The following is a 17,990-nucleotide window of genomic DNA, read 5'->3' as shown; positions in this document are numbered from 1 at the left end:
CAATGTTGCAGCCAAAGCGCACAAAGTTCCGTAAACAGTTCAAAGGCCGTATTCACGGTTTTGCGAAGGGTGGTACGGATTTGAATTTCGGTGCCTACGGTTTGAAGGCTGTTGAGCCAGAGCGGGTTACTGCTCGTCAAATTGAAGCGGCGCGTCGTGCGATTACACGTTATATGAAGCGTTCTGGTCGTGTGTGGATTCGCATTTTTCCAGATCTTCCGGTTACATCTAAACCGACTGAAGTTCGTATGGGTAAAGGTAAGGGAAGTGTTGATTATTGGGCTGCACGTGTTGCTCCTGGGCGCGTCATGTTTGAGCTTGATGGAGTTCCGGAGGATGTTGCACGTGAAGCACTAAGATTGGGTGCTGCAAAGTTGCCTATAAAAACGCGTTTCATCCAGCGTATTGCTGAATAATGAGGTTAAGCGATGAGAGCCACAGAATTACGGGCGCAAACGCTCGACCAAATGAAAGATGAATTGGCTAAGTTAAAGAAAGAGCAATTTAATTTGCGTTTTCAAAAAGCAACAGGTCAATTAGAAAAGACTGCGCGCGTTAGACAAGTTCGTCGTGATATTGCGCGTATTAAAACTTTTCTTCGTCAAAAGATAAGTGAAAGTAAGGTTTAAGGAAATAAGAGATGCCTAAACGCGTTTTGCAGGGTGTTGTTATTAGCGACAAAAGTGATAAGACTGTTGTTGTCAAAGTTGAACGCCGTTATTCTCATCCGCTTCTTAAGAAGACTGTTCGGCAGTCTAAAAATTATAAAGCGCATGACGAAAACAACCAATTCAAGATTGGGGATCAAGTTTCTATTCAAGAATCTAGACCAATTTCGAAAGATAAATGTTGGATTGTTGTAAAAGACAATGTAGCGTAAAGAGTTAAGCTTATTGTTTTAGAATTTAACAGTGTGGTTATCATTGATAAATTTGAAGACGATAACTTTATCGTTATTTGGCAGGCAAATCCGAGTGTGTAAAAGATACAATCGGATATATGTATTAAGAGAAGGTGGCCAGTCATGATTCAGATGCAAACAAACCTCGACGTTGCTGATAATTCTGGAGCGCGTCGTGTCATGTGCATCAAAGTGTTAGGCGGTTCAAAGCGGAAATATGCTTCGGTCGGTGACATTATTGTTGTTTCGGTTAAGGATGCAATTCCTCGTGGCCGTGTTAAAAAAGGTGATGTTATGAAAGCTGTTGTGGTTCGTACTGCTAAGGATATTCGTCGCGCAGATGGTAGTGTCATTCGTTTTGATAGTAATGCTGCGGTTTTAGTGGATAACAAAAAAGAGCCGATCGGTACTCGTATCTTTGGACCTGTTCCCCGTGAATTGCGTGGTAGGAATCATATGAAGATCATCTCGCTTGCTCCTGAAGTTCTGTAAGGAGTAAATGTTATGCAAAAGATTCGAAAAGGTGATAAAGTTGTTGTTTTGTCCGGTAAGGATAAAGGATGTAGTGGTGAAGTAATTAAGGTTAATCCAAAAGAGAATAAGGCTTTTGTTCGTGGGATTAATATGATTAAACGTCATCAACGTCAAACGCAGAAGCAAGAAGCTGGAATTATTTCTAAAGAAGCTCCGATTCATCTGTCTAATTTGGCGATTGCTGATCCTAAAGATGGTAAGCCTACACGTGTGGGCTTTCGTATGAATGCAGATGGTAATAAAGTTCGTTTTGCCAAGCGTTCGGGAGAGTTGATTAATGGCTGAGGAAAGACAAATACCGCGTATGAAAGCGCATTATTTTGAAGTGATTCGTAAAGTGCTTCAAGAGAAGTTTAATTACAGAAATGCGATGCAAATTCCGCGGATTGATAAAGTTGTAATAAATATGGGGATAGGTGAAGCAACTGCTGATTCGAAGAAGCCTTCCCTTGCCGCTGAGGATTTAGGGCTAATAACGGGTCAGAAGGCTGTTGTTACGCGTGCGCGTAATTCTATTGCGACCTTTAAGGTTCGTGAAGGAATGCCTCTTGGGGCTAAAGTTACATTACGTAAAGATCGTATGTTTGAGTTTTTAGATCGTCTTGTGACGATTGCTCTTCCGCGGGTTCGTGACTTTCGTGGTTTAAATCCAAAGAGTTTTGATGGTCGTGGCAATTTTGCTATGGGTATTAAAGAACACATTGTGTTTCCAGAAATCAACTATGATAAAGTTGATCAAATTTGGGGCATGGATATTATCGTTTGTACGACAGCAAAAACGGATGATGAAGCTCGTGAGTTATTGCGTGCTTTTAATTTTCCTTTTCGTTCGTAACGGCAAACGTAGTGAGGTGAAATTATGGCCAAAGTAAGTGCCGTTGAAAAAAATAAGCGTCGTGAGGTGATGGTAAAGCGCTATGCTGCCCGTCGTGCACGTTTGAAAGCAATAGTTATGGATCAGAAGGTTTCTCTTGAGGAACGTTTTAAAGCTTCTGTTCAGTTGGCAGAGTTGCCGCGTAATTCTTCGAAAGTTCGTATTCGTAATCGCTGTGAGGTTTCAGGTCGTCCGCGGGCTTATTATCGTAAATTAAAAATGTCGCGAATTGCGTTGCGTGAGCTTGGCTCTATTGGCTATATTCCTGGTATTGTAAAGTCTAGTTGGTAAGAGGAGATTATTTAATGTCTATGTCAGATCCTCTTGGTGATATGTTAACACGTATTCGTAATGCACTTGGTCGTAAAAAAGGTAAAGTAGTTACTCCAGATTCGAAGCTTCGTGCGCACGTTCTTGATGTTCTTCAGTCGGAGGGTTATATTCGCGGATATAATCGAATTGATTTAGGTGATGGGAAAGCGGAGATTGAAATCGAATTGAAGTATTTTGAAGGGCTGGCTGCTATTCGTGAGATTTCACGTGTATCAAAGCCAGGGCGTCGTGTGTATGTTTCTGCTAAGTCACTTCCTCAGGTGGCAAATGGCCTTGGTATTTCGATTTTATCGACTCCTAAAGGCGTCATGGCAGATCATGAGGCGCGTGAACAGAATGTTGGTGGAGAACTCCTTTGTCGTGTTTTCTAAGTTATGTCAAGAAAACGGAAGAAAAAGTAGGTTAGAACAATGTCTCGTATTGGAAAGAAACCCATTTCAATTCCTTCTGGAGTTACTGCTACTGTTGAAGGACAGCTGGTTAAGGCAAAAGGTCCAAAAGGTGAGCTGAGTTACGTCGTCAATGATGAAGTCTTAGTCAAACTTGAGGAGAATATCATATCAGTTATGCCGCGGGATCAGTCAAAAGATGCGCGTTCTAAATGGGGTATGTCGCGCTCAATGATTGAGAACATTTTTTGTGGTGTGAAAGATGGTTTTGAAAAGAGGTTGGAGATTAATGGGGTTGGTTATCGTGCTGCTTTGCAGGGTAAGGATGTTCAACTATCTCTGGGCTTTTCGCATGATGTGGTTTATAAAGTTCCGTCGGGTGTTACTGTGACTGTTCCTAAGCCAACGGAAATTGTTGTTTCTGGAATTGATAAACAGCAAGTTGGACAAGTTGCAGCGGAGATTCGTGAGTATCGTAAGCCTGAGCCTTATAAAGGTAAAGGTGTTAAGCATGCAGATGAACGTATCTTCCGTAAAGAAGGTAAAAAGAAATAAGGATTTTGTATTATGGTTTCATCTAAGGACATTATCCAACGTCGTGCAAGGCGCGTTCGTCGTAGAATTAAAATGGTTTCTCATGATCGTCCTCGCCTTAGTGTTTATCGTTCAAATCAGAACATTTATGCTCAAGTTATCGATGATTTGCGGGGATGTACACTTGTTTCAGCCTCTACTCTTGAAAGTGATTTGAAAAAATCGTTAAAGAGTGGTGCTGATAAAAAGGCGGCCTTTGCTGTTGGTAAGTTAATTGCTGAGCGTGCGAAGAAAGCGGGTGTTAATGAGGTGGTTTTTGATCGTGGAGCGTATGTGTACCATGGTCGCGTCAAGGCTTTAGCTGAAGCTGCTCGTGAAGGTGGTTTGAATTTCTAAAATTTCTTATTTATGAATGAGTAAGGAGAGTTTAGAGTATTTCGTTTAAGTTCTTCCGGTTTGATGAGGGACTTTGTTATCGTGCTTCCGGAAAAGAAAAAGGAATGAGGAATGGCACAAAAAGAACGTGGTGAGAGAGAAGAACGCGATAATGAATTTGTCGATAGGCTCGTTCATATCAATCGTGTTGCTAAAGTTGTAAAGGGTGGTCGGCGTTTTGGTTTTGCTGCTCTTGTTGTCGTTGGAGATCAAAAAGGGCGTGTGGGTTTTGGACATGGTAAAGCCCGTGAAGTTCCAGAAGCCGTTCGTAAAGCAACGGAATCTGCAAAGCGTGGGATGATTTATGTTCCACTTCGGTCTGGGCGTACATTGCATCATGATCTTGAAGGTCGTCACGGAGCTGGGCGTGTTTTGCTACGCTCGGCTTCTGCTGGTACTGGTATTATTGCTGGGGGGCCGATGCGTGCTATTTTTGAAGCTCTTGGTATGCAGGATGTCGTTGCAAAATCACTAGGATCGTCGAATCCTTATAACATGGTTCGTGCAACATTTGATGCATTGAAACATCAAATGCATCCTAGAGATATTGCTGCTCAACGTGGTATAAAGTATTCGACTTTGCAGGCGCGTCGTCGCCATTTAGTCGACCTAGAAGGGTAGTTTCTGAGATTATCAGAAAAGGAATTAGGAAATGGTTCAGAAAAAATCTCAGAGTGGTAAAACTGTGACGGTGGAACAAATTGGAAGCCCTATTCGAAACTCACAGATTCAGCGTGCAACCTTAAAGGGGCTTGGACTAAATAAAATGCGTCGTCGGCGCGTTTTAGATGATACACTTTGTGTGCGGGGTATGATTGCTCGGGTTCGGCATCTTGTTCGCGTTATAGATGAAGGTTAAGGGTTGCGGGAGTATTAGATATGAAACTCAATGAACTACGTGATTGCGAAGGCGCAACAAAAAATCGTAAGCGTGTTGGGCGTGGTATTGGTTCCGGTACGGGTAAGACTGGTGGTCGTGGTGTAAAAGGGCAAAAGTCACGTTCTGGTGTTTCCCTTAATGGTTTTGAAGGTGGGCAAATGCCCATCTATCGTCGTTTGCCAAAACGTGGATTTAGGAATTTCTTTGCTAAAACCTACAATGAAGTTTCACTAGGACGTATTCAGTTGGCAGTTGATGCAGGTAAGTTGAATATTGAAAAGCCTGTTGATATGGTTTCTTTGAAAGAGGCTGGTATTATTCGTCGTGAAAAAGATGGGGTTCGTCTTCTTTCTGATGGTGATTTGAAGGCTAAGATTACCTTTCATGTTTCTGGTGCTTCACAAGCTGCTTGTGTTAAGATTGAAAAAGTGGGTGGTCAGGTTATTCTTCCTGATATTGCTCGATAATTTTTTAATATGAATAGAGACCTAAAGAAGAATAATATCTGTTTTGTGGGATCTTTTGTGGAGAATTGTTTAAGTTCTGCATTTGTTTGTGTATGCATATATGAATTTTAGGATTATACTTCTGTGATTTGAAGAACTGAAGTGTAAAGTGGAGACGTTTTATGGCATCAGCAGCAGAGCAATTTGCTTCCAATATAAATTTCGGCACCTTTTCGCGTGCAACTGAATTAAAGAAACGCATCTGGTTTACTCTGTTGGCGCTTCTTGTATATCGTTTTGGCACTTACATCTCTCTTCCAGGTATCAATATCGATGCTTTGCGGCAAACATTTGAACATCACGCGTCGGGTGTATTAGGACTCTTTAATATGTTTGCTGGAGGTGCCGTTGGGCGTATGGCTATTTTTGCGCTGGGTATCATGCCTTATATATCGGCATCTATTATTGTGCAATTGTTAACATCTATTATTCCTTCTTTGGAAACTCTTAAAAAAGAAGGGGATTTAGGTCGTAAGATTATCAATCAATATACGCGTTATGTAACAGTCGTATTGGCAATTCTACAAGCTTTTGGTATTGCGGTTGCGCTTGAAAGCGGTATAGGGTCGGGGCTTCAAATTGTTTTAGAACCAGGTCTTATGTTTCGTATTTCTTCTGTTATTACGCTTGTTGGCGGAACGATGTTTCTTATGTGGCTTGGCGAGCAAATTACGTCACGTGGTATTGGTAATGGGGTTTCTCTTATCATTTTTACAGGGATTGTAGCCAACTTTCCTTCTACTTTTGCTCAGCTTTTGACAGCTCATAGTCAGGCTGATTTATCAACTTTTCTTTTAATAGGAATCGTTCTTATTGCTGTTTTGGTTATTGGGCTTATTGTTTTTATAGAGCGTGCGCAACGGCGAATTCTTATCCAATACCCGAAACGTCAGGTCGGTAATCAAATGTTTCAAGGAGATATGTCGCATCTTCCTTTAAAGTTGAATACTGCTGGTGTTATTCCACCTATTTTTGCTTCATCTTTATTATTATTACCTGCCACTATTAATAATTTTTCTGATAAAATGCCACAATGGGTTCAGGAGATTTCTTATGCTCTTGGTCATGGACAGCCACTTTATATGATTGTTTATGCATTTTTAATGGCGTTTTTTTGCTTTTTTTATACAGCTATTGTGTTTAATCCAAGTGATACTGCAGATCAGTTGAAAAAACATTCTGGTTTTATTCCAGGGATTCGTCCAGGTGAGCGTACAGCCGAATATATTGATTACGTTTTGACGCGTATTACTGTTGTGGGCGCTATTTATATTATCTTGGTTTGTTTGTTACCTGAATTTATGATATCTGCATTACAGGTTCCTTTTTATCTTGGGGGAACATCCTTGTTGATTGTTGTTACTGTTACACTTGATACGGTTGCTCAAATTCAGGGGCATCTTGTTGCCCACCAATATGAAGGGTTGATAAAAAAATCAAAACTTCGTGGAGGTAAAAGGAATCGATGAGAGTTATTCTTTTAGGTCCTCCTGGAGCGGGAAAAGGTACGCAAGCAAAAATGTTGACTGAGGAATATAACATTCCTCATTTATCAACAGGGGATATGTTGCGTGAGGTGATTGCCAAAGAAACGGAGATTGGTAAAAAAGCTAAAGCTATTATAAGTTCTGGTACTTTGGTACCTGATAGTATTGTTAATCAAATCGTATCAGATCGGATTGATGAAGCTGATTGTGTAAACGGTTTTGTTTTGGATGGATATCCGCGAACTGTGGGGCAAGCAGAAGCGTTGCAACAGATACTGGATTCAAAAAATATGCGGCTTAATGCTGTTATTGAATTGTGTGTTGATGAAGACGTGTTGATTGAACGTATGAAGAAGCGCGTTGAGGAAACAATAGCGACTGGTGGACAGGTTCGTTTAGATGACAATCCTGTTGCTTTTGCAAAAAGATTAGTAGAATATCGTGAAAAAACAGCTCCCTTATCAAAATTTTATTCAGAGAGGGGAATGTTGAAGGTTATTGATGGAATGATTAGTGTTGCTGAAGTGACACGTATGATTAGAGGGTTTCTTTCATGAGATTTTTTTTTAGAAATAAATGAAAAGAGTTGACTTTTGAGATGAAATCTATCAAAAGTGAATTTAATTTATTTTAGTGAAATAATAGGATTCGGAAGAATTTTTTTCTGAGTCTATTTTTTTCTGTAAGGTATATCAGGTATTTTATAACAATTTGTCAAAATAACTAAGGAGAGTAGGCGTGGCTCGTATTGCTGGCGTCAATATCCCGACAAATAAGCGTGTAATTATTGCGCTTCAATATATCCACGGGATTGGACCAAAATTTGCTCAAGAAATTATTGAAAGAGTTGGCATTCCTTTGGGGCGTCGTGTGCATGAGCTTTCAGATGCTGAGGTGCTGCAGATTCGTGAGGCAATAGATCAGGGGTATCAAGTTGAAGGTGATCTTCGTCGTGAGGTTGCTATGAATGTTAAGCGTTTGATGGATCTTGGTTGTTATCGAGGATTGCGTCATCGCCGGTCTTTGCCTGTCCGAGGACAGCGTACACATACGAATGCCCGTACACGTAAAGGTCCGGCTAAGGCAATCGCCGGTAAGAAGAAATAAGGGCCTTTGTGGAAGGTTTTTTATATATTCTTTTTCTTGTTTGATTTTTTTGACAAGGAAAAAAGGTGGAGCTGCTGATGTTACGGCAGTGATGAGATCGTTGAAAGGGAAATTATGGCCAAGGAAGCCACACGTGTTCGTCGTCGCGAACGTAAAAATATTTCATCGGGTGTTGTGCATATTAATTCAACATTTAATAACACAATGATTACTATTACTGATGCTCAGGGTAATGCAATTGCTTGGTCATCTGCGGGAGCTCAGGGGTTTAAAGGTGCGCGTAAATCGACACCTTTTGCTGCTCAAGTTGCTGCGGAGGATTGTGCAAGAAAAGCGCAAGAGCATGGTATGCGTTCTTTGGAAGTTGAAGTTTGTGGACCTGGATCAGGGCGTGAATCTGCTTTACGTGCATTGCAATCTGTTGGTTTTGTCATTACTTCTATTCGCGATGTAACACCAATTCCTCATAATGGATGTCGTCCGCGGAAAAGGCGGCGTGTTTAATTGGGTGTTGTTTTTTGTTGTCGGAGATTTCTCTGATGTTCACATTGGTCGTTACGATTGAATGGTAACGGAACTAAAGAACGGGAATAAAAATATGATCCAGAAAAACTGGCAGGAACTTATTAAACCCAATAAGGTTGAATCATGTGCACATGATAATCCAAATATTATAAGTGTGATTGCTGAACCTCTTGAGCGTGGTTTTGGTTTAACGTTAGGAAATGCGCTTCGTCGCGTTTTGTTATCTTCGCTTCGTGGTGCTGCTATTACTGCTGTGCAGATTGACGGTGTCTTGCATGAATTTTCATCGATTCCAGGTGTGCGTGAGGATGTTACGGATATTATTCTGAATATAAAAGAAATTGCGCTTCGTATGGAAGAAGAAGGGCCTAAACGTGTCGTTGTTTATAAAGAGGGGCCTGGTGTTGTGAAAGCGGGAGATATCAGTACAGTTGGAGATATGGAAATTCTAAATCCAGATCATGTTATTTGTACTCTTGATGAAGAAGCTGAAATTCGTATGGAATTTATTGTCAACACAGGAAAGGGGTATGTTCCATCTGATCGTAATTGTGTTGATGATGCACGTATAGGGCTTATTCCAATTGATAGTCTTTATTCACCGATCCGTAAGGTATCTTATAAAGTAGAAAATACACGCGAAGGTCAAGTTCTCGATTATGATAAATTAACGCTCACGATTGAAACAAACGGTGCTGTTAATGGTGAGGATGCTGTTGCTTTTGCAGCACGCATTCTTCAGGATCAATTATCGTTATTTATTAACTTTGAAGAGCCACAGAAGGAGCCTGTTGAAGAGGCTGATTCTGAGCTTTCTTTTAATCCTGCACTTCTCAAAAAAGTGGATGAATTAGAACTTTCAGTTCGTTCGGCAAACTGTCTTAAGAATGATAATATTGTTTATATTGGTGATCTGATTCAAAAAACAGAATCTGAAATGCTTCGGACACCGAATTTTGGTCGCAAATCGTTGAATGAGATTAAAGAAGTTTTGGCGTGTATGGGTTTACATCTTGGGATGGAGATTCCTGCGTGGCCGCCTGAAAACATTGATGATCTTGCAAAACGTTATGAAGATCAATATTAAAATTAGAATTTAAGGAGAGGGCTTATGCGCCATAGTAAGTCAGGACGCAAGTTGAACCGTACTGCCAGTCACCGTAAAGCGATGTTTGCAAATATGGCAACTTCGTTGATCGAGCATGAGCAGATTGTGACAACGCTTCCAAAGGCTAAAGAAATTCGTCCTATTGTTGAAAAACTCGTTACTCTTGGTAAGCGTGGTGGTTTGCATGCGCGTCGGCAAGCTATTGCAGCACTTCGTGATGCAGGAAAGGTTGCAAAATTATTTGATACGCTTGCGCCACGTTATGCATCACGCAACGGTGGGTATTTGCGTATTATGAAAGCGGGGTTTCGTACCGGTGATAATGCGCCCATGGCTGTTATAGAATTTGTTGATCGTGATGTTGAAGCGAAGGGTGCTGGGGATCGTGCTCGCATGGAAGCTTCTGAGAATGAAAAGGGAACATCTTCGTAGAGTTTTTTATTCTGTTGGGTTTTTAAAGGCCGCCTTGTCTTGGGCGGTTTTTTTGTGAGCATTTTTAAGTTTGTTTTAGTTGAGAAATAGGTGCAGAGAGAAAATTATAGAATATTGAATTATCTTATTTTTATAATATTTATTGTTCAAATAGGTTGTTTTTATTCTCTATTATGAAATATTAATAGAGGTCCTTAATTTGCGGGGATACGTTTTTTTATTCTATTAATCTTCAACAGAATGTGCTGATTTTATAAGGAGTGGATTATGAGGTATTCTTTTTGGGTGCGGATTTTTTTTGCAATTATGATGCAGATATCATTTGATCATGTATATGCTCATGTTCCTCAAACACAAACAGAAATCACTCTTTCATTTGCTCCTTTAGTTAAAAAGACAGTTCCATCTGTTGTAAATATTTATGCAGCTCGACAAATTAGAGCTCGATCACCTTTTGAAGGCGATCCATTTTTTGAGCAATTTTTTGGTCGTTTTCAAAATAAATTTCCTGTTCGTAAGCAATCGTCATTAGGATCAGGGGTGATTGTTGATGCACGTGGTTTGATCGTTACAAATTACCACGTCATTAAAGATGCAAGCGAAATTAAAGTGGCTTTTTCTGATGGACGGGAGTTTGAGAGTAAGGTCGTGCTCAAAGATGAAGCAACTGATATTGCCATTCTTGAAGTTAAGGAAAAAGATGCTCAATTTCCGGTTCTTTCTTTGGGAAATTCTGATGCTGTTGAAGTTGGTGATCTTGTTCTTGCTATTGGTAATCCTTTTGGTGTTGGTCAAACAGTTACAAGTGGTATTGTTTCAGCGCAAGCGCGTACACGTGTTGGGGTTTCTGATTTTGACTTTTTTATTCAAACAGACGCAGCCATTAATCCAGGGAATTCTGGTGGCGCTTTAATTGATATGAAAGGTCAGTTAATCGGAATTAATACGGCTATTTATTCGCGTTCCGGTGGTTCTGTAGGGATTGGTTTTGCTATTCCAGTTAATCTTGTAAAAGTGATGCTTGATACTGTTAAACGCGGTGGAAAATATTTTGTGCCGCCTTATATTGGGGCTTCTTTTCAAAATGTTACAGCTGATATTGCTGGTGGTTTAGGTTTAGAACGTCCCTATGGTGCTCTGATTATTGAAGTTATCAAAGATAGTCCTGCTGAAAAAGCTGGATTGAAAGTAGGTGATGTTATTTTGAGTGTGCAGGGGGTACGCGTTGACAGTCCAGATAGTCTTGGTTATCGTTTGATGACAGCTGACGTTGAGCATAGTCTTGCTTTGGAATATTTACGAAGTGGAAAAACTTTAAAAACACAAATAACAGTTTCATCGATATCAGAAACTGCATTTTTAAAATCTGAAAAAATTACGGGTGACAGTCCTCTTGCTGGTGCTGAAGTGTTAGATTTGACACCGCAAAATAGTCGACGTTTTCATCTTCCTATATCTGCAAAAGGGGTTGTGATTACCAATCTTGATAAAATGAGCAATGCAGCTGGAATTTTTCAGTCAGGAGATATTCTACGTGTTGTAAATGGCCATAAAATTCAAACAGTTCATCAGTTGAAAAAGGTTCTTATGCAAGGTCGCTCAAATATGTGGCAATTGGAATATGAACGTGATGGTATGTATATTCGCCAATTTATTCGTTGAGGTTTTTTTTGAAGAAAGATTTTTTTACTTCGTCGTTTGATTTTCAAGTTAATAAAAATCAGCCACTTGCAGAAAGAATGCGTCCTTGTTCTCTCAATGATGTTGTGGGACAAAAGCATTTGATTGGAGAGGATGGTTTGCTTTCACGTATGGCGGCAACAGGCTCAATTGGATCGATGATTTTTTGGGGACCTCCAGGGACGGGAAAAACGACTGTTGCACGTTTGTTAGCCCTTGAAACAAATTTCGTGTTTGAACAGGTTTCTGCTATTTTTACAGGAGTTTCTGAACTTAAAAAGATTTTTGAAGTTGCGCAGAGGCGTTTTATATCTGGGGATAAAACACTTCTCTTTGTTGATGAAATTCATCGGTTTAATCGTGCACAGCAGGATAGTTTTCTTTCTGTAATGGAAGAGGGTACTGTGGTACTTATAGGTGCAACAACCGAAAATCCTTCTTTTGAGCTGAATGCTGCCCTTCTTTCGCGTGCACGTGTTTTAACATTTCTTTCTCATGATCATGAAAGTTTGGACATGCTTTTGAGGCGTGCTGAAGAAGTGGAGGGAAAAACTCTTCCCTTGGATAATGATGCCAGAGACGTTTTGATAGAGATGTCTGATGGTGATGCGCGGGTTGCGTTAACATTGGCAGAGGAAGTTTGGTCTATTGCACCATTGGGAGAGATTCTTGATGTTGTTGCTTTGCAAAAAGTTATTCAGCGTCGTGCGCCTATTTATGATAAAGGACGAGATGGGCATTATAATCTCATTTCAGCGTTGCATAAATCCATTCGTGGATCTGATCCTGATGCTGCGCTTTATTATTTGGCACGTATGTTGGATGCTGGTGAAGATCCTCTCTATATTGGGCGAAGATTGGTTCGTATGGCCGTTGAAGATGTTGGTTTGGCGGATCCTCAAGCTCTTGTCATTTGTAATGCAGCAAAAGATGCCTATGATTATTTAGGATCACCAGAAGGAGAATTGGCCTTGGCGCAAGCATGTCTTTATGTTGCAACTGCGCCAAAGTCAAATGCAGCATATCTTGCGTATAAAGCAGCACTGCGTTGTGCGCGCAAAAATGGCTCTTTACCACCTCCTAAGCATATTCTTAATGCGCCTACGAAATTTATGAAGGAAGAAGGGTATGGAAGTGGTTATTGTTATGACCATGATGAACCAGACGCTTTTTCAGGACAAGAATATTTTCCCGAAAAACTTGGGCGTCAGAGTTATTATAAACCAGTTGAGCGTGGTTTTGAGCGTGAAATTGTGAAACGTCTTGAGTGGTGGCAACAGTTGCGCAAAAAACGTAAAGATCAAAATAAAATTTGAGTTGAAATACGTTTTTTATTGATCTTGGATTTATTATTTTATCTCTTATGTTATTGTATGAGAAATTTAGCTTATATTTTAAACATTTATTGCATTGCTTGTAGAGATTTTTTTTGATATTTTCAAAAGTGCATGTTTTTTCAAATTTAAATATGTCATTCAACTTTTAAGCTGCTGTATTTTTTTTGGTTTTTATTAAATAATATATTGACTTATAATGATGATTGACTGTTTCGTAAGTTGAATGAAAGTTTCAAATACCGTAAATTTCTCTCATCCCAAGTCTGTTATTTGTTGAAGCAATCAAGTTATTCGCTTGCATGTTACAAGCAGGATTAGCGTGTGATAAAAACTGTACAAGAAAAGACTAAAAATCCCTCTTATGAATTGTCTCAAGTGCCGAGAGCTGTTGCAATATTGGAGGATGATAAATAGTGTGATGGTGCCGGCTTGCTCCTTCTATAGAGTAAAGATGGTGGTGCCTAAAGGGTTTTGCAGTATACCACATTCATAGGTGTTGTCACAAAATGAGCTTGGAAGTTTTGAGAGATGTTTCTTAAATCAAGTGCATGAATATGCAACACAATAGCGTTTTGTTCTTCGATGCAATAGGGTATGAGGTTGATTGATGATGCGTTTTTTGTGTGATCAATAGCGGGAGAATTCTTAGTCTCTCAAGTATTTAATCAAAGGGATAAGCAGAAGGGTTGTAGAACATTGTGTTTAAAATTAAATTGTTCCTTTTCTAGAGAGATATAAATATGTTAACTATGCTCCCATAGAGATATTACTTTATTGGAGTTTATTATGTGTCATAAGATAAGCAATGCCAATTCTTTATTGTGATGGTCATGAATGTTTATGGACATAATGTGGAGATAGGAATGGAAATAGTCTGTGAAACTCTAAACTCAAACCTTTAGTTAAATTAAAAGTACAGTGTACACTAAAGTTTTAGGTTATTATGAATTCGGTCAAGGATATAATCGTGGATAAAACAAAAGCTCTTGATGCTGCTCTCTCACAAATTGAACGTTCTTTTGGTAAAGGCTCGATTATGCGTCTTGGGCAAAAAGAGCAAGTTGTTGAAATTGAAACAATTCCAACAGGATCGTTATCCTTGGATATTGCTTTAGGGATTGGTGGATTACCGAAGGGGCGTATTGTTGAGATTTATGGACCAGAAAGTTCTGGGAAAACGACATTGGCTCTCCATGCTATTGCTGAGGCACAGAAAGGTGGTGGGATTTGTGCTTTTATTGATGCAGAGCATGCGCTTGATCCTATTTATGCGCGTAAGCTTGGTGTTGATTTAGAAAACTTGTTCATTTCTCAGCCAGATACCGGTGAACAGGCATTGGAAATTACAGAAACGTTGGTTCGTTCTGGTGCCGTTGATGTGCTTGTTGTGGATTCTGTCGCAGCTTTAACACCGCGAGCAGAAATTGACGGTGAAATGGGTGATGCTTTGCCCGGATTGCAAGCTCGGTTAATGAGTAAAGCGTTACGAAAATTAACCGCAGCAATTTTTCGCTCTAACTGTATGGTTGTTTTTATTAATCAAATTCGCATGAAAATTGGTGTGATGTTTGGTTCTCCTGAAACGACAACGGGTGGAAACGCTTTAAAGTTTTATGCTTCTGTTCGTTTAGATATTCGTCGCATTGGATCCATTAAAGATAGGGATTCAATCGTTGGTAATCAGACGCGCGTTAAAGTGGTGAAAAATAAATTGGCACCTCCATTCAAACAGGTTGAGTTTGATATTATTTATGGTGAAGGTATTTCCAAAGTAGGTGAGTTGATTGATTTGGGTGTCAAGGTTGGTGTTGTGGAAAAATCTGGTGCATGGTTTTCTTATAATTCTCAGCGTTTAGGGCAGGGGCGTGAGAATGCAAAGCAGTTTTTACGTGAACATGTGGAAATAGCTACAGAGATTGAAGCAGCTTTGCGCCAAAATGCTGGTTTGATTGCGATTGAATTGTTAGAAAATGCAGGGTCAGAAAATATAGAAAGTGATGAAGCCATTTGATGGGGCGTTTTTTTCGTCTATAATTTTTTTTCTTTAAGATTTTCCTGTTTTTTTGTTTGAGTTTTTAAATACGCAGTCATTTTTTTCTCAATTTTTTAAAACAAATATTCCATTTTTGATTAAATTGACTCCATGCGTGGCGAAGAGGATTTAATGAGGGGGATTTTTCTTTTATGGTTTTGTGCTGTATTGAGCAGGTGTCAACATGAATAGTGTTAATAATATTCGGTCAACATTTTTGGATTATTTTCATCGTAATGGGCATAAAGTTCTTTCTTCTAGTCCGCTTGTTCCGCGGAATGATCCTACACTTATGTTTACAAATGCAGGGATGGTGCAGTTTAAAAATGTTTTTACTGGACTTGAACAACCTTCTTATACGCAGGCAACAACGGCACAAAAATGTGTTCGTGCGGGTGGAAAGCATAATGATCTTGATAATGTTGGTTATACGGCGCGCCATCATACATTTTTTGAAATGTTGGGTAATTTTTCTTTCGGTGATTATTTCAAAGAAGAAGCCATTTTTTTATCATGGAATCTTTTAACAAAGGAATTTTGCCTGCCAAAAGATAAATTGTTGGTGACAGTTTATCAGAGTGATGATGTTGCTGCTGAACTGTGGCGTAAAATTTCAGGTCTTCCAGATGAAAAAATTGTTCGTATTGCGACGGCTGATAATTTTTGGTCGATGGGAGAAACAGGACCTTGTGGGCCTTGTTCGGAGATTTTTTATGATCATGGTGATGAAATATGGGGCGGTCCTCCTGGAAGTGCTAATGAAGATGGGGATCGCTTTATTGAGATTTGGAATCTTGTTTTTATGCAGTATGAGCAAGTTTCCAAGGAAGAACGTGTTAACTTACCTCACCCTTCTATTGATACAGGCATGGGATTAGAGCGTATTGCTGCTGTTTTACAGGGCGTTCATGATAATTATGACATTGATCTTTTTCGTGCATTAATTGCTGCATCAGAAGAAATTACAGGGATTGAGGCAAAGGGTGATTTTATTGCCAGCCATCGTGTCATTGCTGATCATCTTCGCTCATCTGCATTTTTGATTGCTGATGGTGTGCTTCCTTCTAATGAAGGAAGAGGATATGTTTTACGTCGTATTATGCGTCGTGCTATGCGTCATGCGCATCTTCTTGGTGCTAAAGAGCCCTTAATGTGGCGACTTTTGACTGCTTTAATTCGCGAAATGGGACAAGCTTATCCTGAGTTGACACGTGCTGAATCTTTGATTTCAGAAACTTTAAGGTTAGAAGAAATACGTTTTCGTAAAACGCTTGAACGAGGACTTGGTTTGTTGAACGAAGCAAGTACCGATCTTAAAGAAGGAGACTATTTGAATGGTGAAGTTGCTTTCAAACTTTATGATACCTATGGTTTTCCGCTTGATTTGACGCAAGATGTTCTTCGTCGTCGCGGAATATCTGTTGACGTTGGTGCTTTTGATAAAGCGATGGAACGCCAAAAAGAGGAAGCACGTGCCAATTGGTCTGGTTCTGGAGAAGCTGTAACAGAGAAAATCTGGTTTTCTGTTCGTGATCAAGTGGGGGCCACAGAGTTTTTAGGTTATGAAACTGAGACAGCGAAAGGTATTCTTACAGCTCTTGTATGTGATGGTAAAATTGTTGATCATATTTCTTCAGATCAGAAAGCTATGCTTGTTGTTAATCAGACACCTTTTTATGGTGAATCTGGTGGGCAAATTGGTGATAGCGGTATCATTTCTGGTGAAAATTTTATTTTTAAGGTGCATGATACCCAAAGAAAGGGTGATGGTGTTTTTATCCATATTGGGGAGGTGAAATCTGGTCAGGCATCGAGGTCTGATTGTGTAGAATTAACGGTTGATATTGTTCGTCGTAAGAAAATTCGCGCGAATCACTCTGCTACTCATTTGTTACACGAAGCTTTACGCCAAACATTGGGGGATCATGTTACTCAAAAGGGTTCTCTTGTATCGCCAGATCGGTTGCGTTTTGATTTTTCCCATCCAAAATCCGTTTCACCAAAAGAGTTGAAAAAAATAGAAGATTTAGCAAATGAGATTATTTTGCAAAATAGTAAAGTAATAACGCGCCTCATGGCTGTAGATGATGCCATTTCTGAAGGAGCCATGGCATTGTTTGGTGAAAAATATGGTGATGAAGTTCGCGTTGTTTCTATGGGGGAGCCACTTGAACAGGAAAGATTAAAAAAGCGTTGGTCAATTGAGCTTTGTGGAGGGACACATGTGGAGCGAACAGGTGATATTGGTTTAATTCATATTGTTTCTGAAAGTTCTGTTTCAGCTGGAGTGCGGCGTATTGAAGCTTTAACAGGCAAAGAAGCACGTCTTTATCTTAGCCGCCAAGATGAACGTATTCATGAAATCGCTGATCTTTTAAAAACTTCTTCTGCTGGTGTGGAAGAACGGGTGCGAATTTTGCTTGATGATCGTCGTAAACTTGAAAAAGAATTGAATGATGTACGCAAGAAAATGATGTTGAGTGGTGGAGTAACAGAAAGGAGCCAAGATGATATTATCATCATCAATGGGTTTTCTTTTACCGGACGCGTTGTTAAAAATATTTTACCACGGGATCTTAAGGCGCTCGTCGATTCTGAGAAAAAACAAATTGGATCTGGAGTGGTTGCTTTTATTAGTGTCTCGGAGGATGGAAAAGGGAGTGCTGTTGTCGGTGTTACGGATGATTTAACGGATAAATTAAATGCTGTAGATCTCGTTCGTATTCTTTCAGCGATGCTTGGTGGTAAAGGTGGAGGTGGCCGTCCTGATATGGCGCAGGCTGGTGGTCCTGAGGGGAACAAAGCTGATGAGGCATTTGCGGCACTAAAAGATTTTCTTGAAAAAAATTAAAGAATGAAATTATTCTGCATAGGTATTTTTCACATTGTTATATTT

Annotated in this window: 23 protein-coding genes; all 23 read left to right on the top strand. The window is 39.8% G+C overall.

The features are described 5' to 3' along the window. The first annotated feature begins 2 nt into the window (after positions 1–2). Complete coding sequence (rplP, locus tag ACFINE_RS06425; protein WP_375611475.1) at positions 3–416, top strand: 50S ribosomal protein L16; 414 nt, start codon at positions 3–5, stop codon at positions 414–416. Positions 417–428: 12 nt separating this feature from the next. Then, positions 429–629, top strand: a complete 201-nt coding sequence (rpmC, locus tag ACFINE_RS06420; RefSeq protein WP_375606714.1) for a 50S ribosomal protein L29 — start codon at positions 429–431, stop codon at positions 627–629. An 11-nt stretch (positions 630–640) separates the two neighbouring features. Further along, entirely contained in the window at positions 641–880 is a 240-nt protein-coding gene (rpsQ, locus tag ACFINE_RS06415; RefSeq protein ID WP_012231991.1) for a 30S ribosomal protein S17, read from the top strand. A gap of 144 nt (positions 881–1,024) precedes the next feature. Further along, positions 1,025–1,393 carry a 50S ribosomal protein L14 gene (gene rplN / locus ACFINE_RS06410; RefSeq protein ID WP_004855715.1) on the top strand — a complete coding sequence of 123 codons (369 nt, stop codon included), beginning with the start codon at positions 1,025–1,027 and terminating at the stop codon, positions 1,391–1,393. Between the two features lie 12 nt (positions 1,394–1,405). Beyond that, complete coding sequence (rplX, locus tag ACFINE_RS06405; RefSeq protein WP_375611476.1) at positions 1,406–1,720, top strand: 50S ribosomal protein L24; 315 nt, start codon at positions 1,406–1,408, stop codon at positions 1,718–1,720. After that, positions 1,713–2,270 (top strand): 50S ribosomal protein L5, encoded by a 558-nt coding sequence (gene rplE, locus ACFINE_RS06400; protein ID WP_375611477.1) that lies wholly within the window; start codon positions 1,713–1,715, stop codon positions 2,268–2,270. The genes rplX and rplE overlap by 8 nt, the downstream gene beginning before the upstream one ends. A 24-nt stretch (positions 2,271–2,294) precedes the next feature. Next, the gene (gene rpsN / locus ACFINE_RS06395) at positions 2,295–2,600 is read left to right on the top strand and encodes a 30S ribosomal protein S14 (protein WP_273791412.1); all 306 of its coding nucleotides are present in this window, start codon (positions 2,295–2,297) and stop codon (positions 2,598–2,600) included. 14 nt (positions 2,601–2,614) lie between these two features. Then, a complete protein-coding gene (gene rpsH / locus ACFINE_RS06390; protein ID WP_375611478.1) occupies positions 2,615–3,013 on the top strand; it encodes a 30S ribosomal protein S8 in 399 nt (132 codons plus the stop codon). A 39-nt stretch (positions 3,014–3,052) separates the two neighbouring features. Continuing rightward, the gene (gene rplF, locus ACFINE_RS06385; protein WP_375621436.1) at positions 3,053–3,586 is read left to right on the top strand and encodes a 50S ribosomal protein L6; all 534 of its coding nucleotides are present in this window, start codon (positions 3,053–3,055) and stop codon (positions 3,584–3,586) included. 12 nt (positions 3,587–3,598) lie between these two features. Continuing rightward, on the top strand, positions 3,599–3,961 hold the full coding sequence (rplR, locus tag ACFINE_RS06380; RefSeq protein ID WP_273791414.1) for a 50S ribosomal protein L18: 363 nt from the start codon (positions 3,599–3,601) through the stop codon (positions 3,959–3,961). Positions 3,962–4,072: 111 nt separating this feature from the next. Then, the gene (gene rpsE / locus ACFINE_RS06375; RefSeq protein WP_015856574.1) at positions 4,073–4,621 is read left to right on the top strand and encodes a 30S ribosomal protein S5; all 549 of its coding nucleotides are present in this window, start codon (positions 4,073–4,075) and stop codon (positions 4,619–4,621) included. A gap of 31 nt (positions 4,622–4,652) precedes the next feature. Then, positions 4,653–4,859 carry a 50S ribosomal protein L30 gene (rpmD, locus tag ACFINE_RS06370; RefSeq protein WP_375611481.1) on the top strand — a complete coding sequence of 69 codons (207 nt, stop codon included), beginning with the start codon at positions 4,653–4,655 and terminating at the stop codon, positions 4,857–4,859. Between the two features lie 20 nt (positions 4,860–4,879). Next, positions 4,880–5,347 (top strand): 50S ribosomal protein L15, encoded by a 468-nt coding sequence (rplO, locus tag ACFINE_RS06365; RefSeq protein WP_375621435.1) that lies wholly within the window; start codon positions 4,880–4,882, stop codon positions 5,345–5,347. Between the two features lie 161 nt (positions 5,348–5,508). Further along, positions 5,509–6,855, top strand: coding sequence for a preprotein translocase subunit SecY (gene secY / locus ACFINE_RS06360; RefSeq protein ID WP_375621434.1), 1,347 nt, complete (start codon positions 5,509–5,511; stop codon positions 6,853–6,855). Next, entirely contained in the window at positions 6,852–7,430 is a 579-nt protein-coding gene (locus ACFINE_RS06355) for an adenylate kinase (RefSeq protein WP_375621433.1), read from the top strand. The genes secY and ACFINE_RS06355 overlap by 4 nt, the downstream gene beginning before the upstream one ends. A 181-nt stretch (positions 7,431–7,611) precedes the next feature. Next, positions 7,612–7,980, top strand: coding sequence for a 30S ribosomal protein S13 (gene rpsM, locus ACFINE_RS06350; protein ID WP_026500557.1), 369 nt, complete (start codon positions 7,612–7,614; stop codon positions 7,978–7,980). A gap of 114 nt (positions 7,981–8,094) precedes the next feature. Then, positions 8,095–8,484, top strand: a complete 390-nt coding sequence (gene rpsK, locus ACFINE_RS06345; RefSeq protein WP_007347762.1) for a 30S ribosomal protein S11 — start codon at positions 8,095–8,097, stop codon at positions 8,482–8,484. A 94-nt stretch (positions 8,485–8,578) separates the two neighbouring features. Then, the gene (locus ACFINE_RS06340) at positions 8,579–9,592 is read left to right on the top strand and encodes a DNA-directed RNA polymerase subunit alpha (protein WP_375611485.1); all 1,014 of its coding nucleotides are present in this window, start codon (positions 8,579–8,581) and stop codon (positions 9,590–9,592) included. A 24-nt stretch (positions 9,593–9,616) separates the two neighbouring features. Continuing rightward, on the top strand, positions 9,617–10,045 hold the full coding sequence (rplQ, locus tag ACFINE_RS06335) for a 50S ribosomal protein L17 (RefSeq protein ID WP_273791421.1): 429 nt from the start codon (positions 9,617–9,619) through the stop codon (positions 10,043–10,045). A gap of 267 nt (positions 10,046–10,312) precedes the next feature. Next, positions 10,313–11,707, top strand: coding sequence for a DegQ family serine endoprotease (locus ACFINE_RS06330; RefSeq protein ID WP_375621432.1), 1,395 nt, complete (start codon positions 10,313–10,315; stop codon positions 11,705–11,707). Positions 11,708–11,715: 8 nt separating this feature from the next. Then, positions 11,716–13,041 (top strand): replication-associated recombination protein A, encoded by a 1,326-nt coding sequence (locus ACFINE_RS06325; protein WP_375621431.1) that lies wholly within the window; start codon positions 11,716–11,718, stop codon positions 13,039–13,041. Between the two features lie 988 nt (positions 13,042–14,029). Next, positions 14,030–15,073 carry a recombinase RecA gene (gene recA / locus ACFINE_RS06320; protein WP_273791424.1) on the top strand — a complete coding sequence of 348 codons (1,044 nt, stop codon included), beginning with the start codon at positions 14,030–14,032 and terminating at the stop codon, positions 15,071–15,073. A gap of 205 nt (positions 15,074–15,278) precedes the next feature. After that, positions 15,279–17,945 carry an alanine--tRNA ligase gene (gene alaS / locus ACFINE_RS06315; protein ID WP_375621430.1) on the top strand — a complete coding sequence of 889 codons (2,667 nt, stop codon included), beginning with the start codon at positions 15,279–15,281 and terminating at the stop codon, positions 17,943–17,945. The last annotated feature ends 45 nt before the right edge of the window (positions 17,946–17,990 follow it).

Origin of the sequence: Bartonella sp. AA97HXZ (genome assembly GCF_042196985.1) — a bacterium.
Classification (GTDB): domain Bacteria; phylum Pseudomonadota; class Alphaproteobacteria; order Rhizobiales; family Rhizobiaceae; genus Bartonella.
The sequence above is the reverse complement of the archived record's forward strand: the minus strand, read 5'-3'. Positions and strand labels throughout refer to the sequence as shown.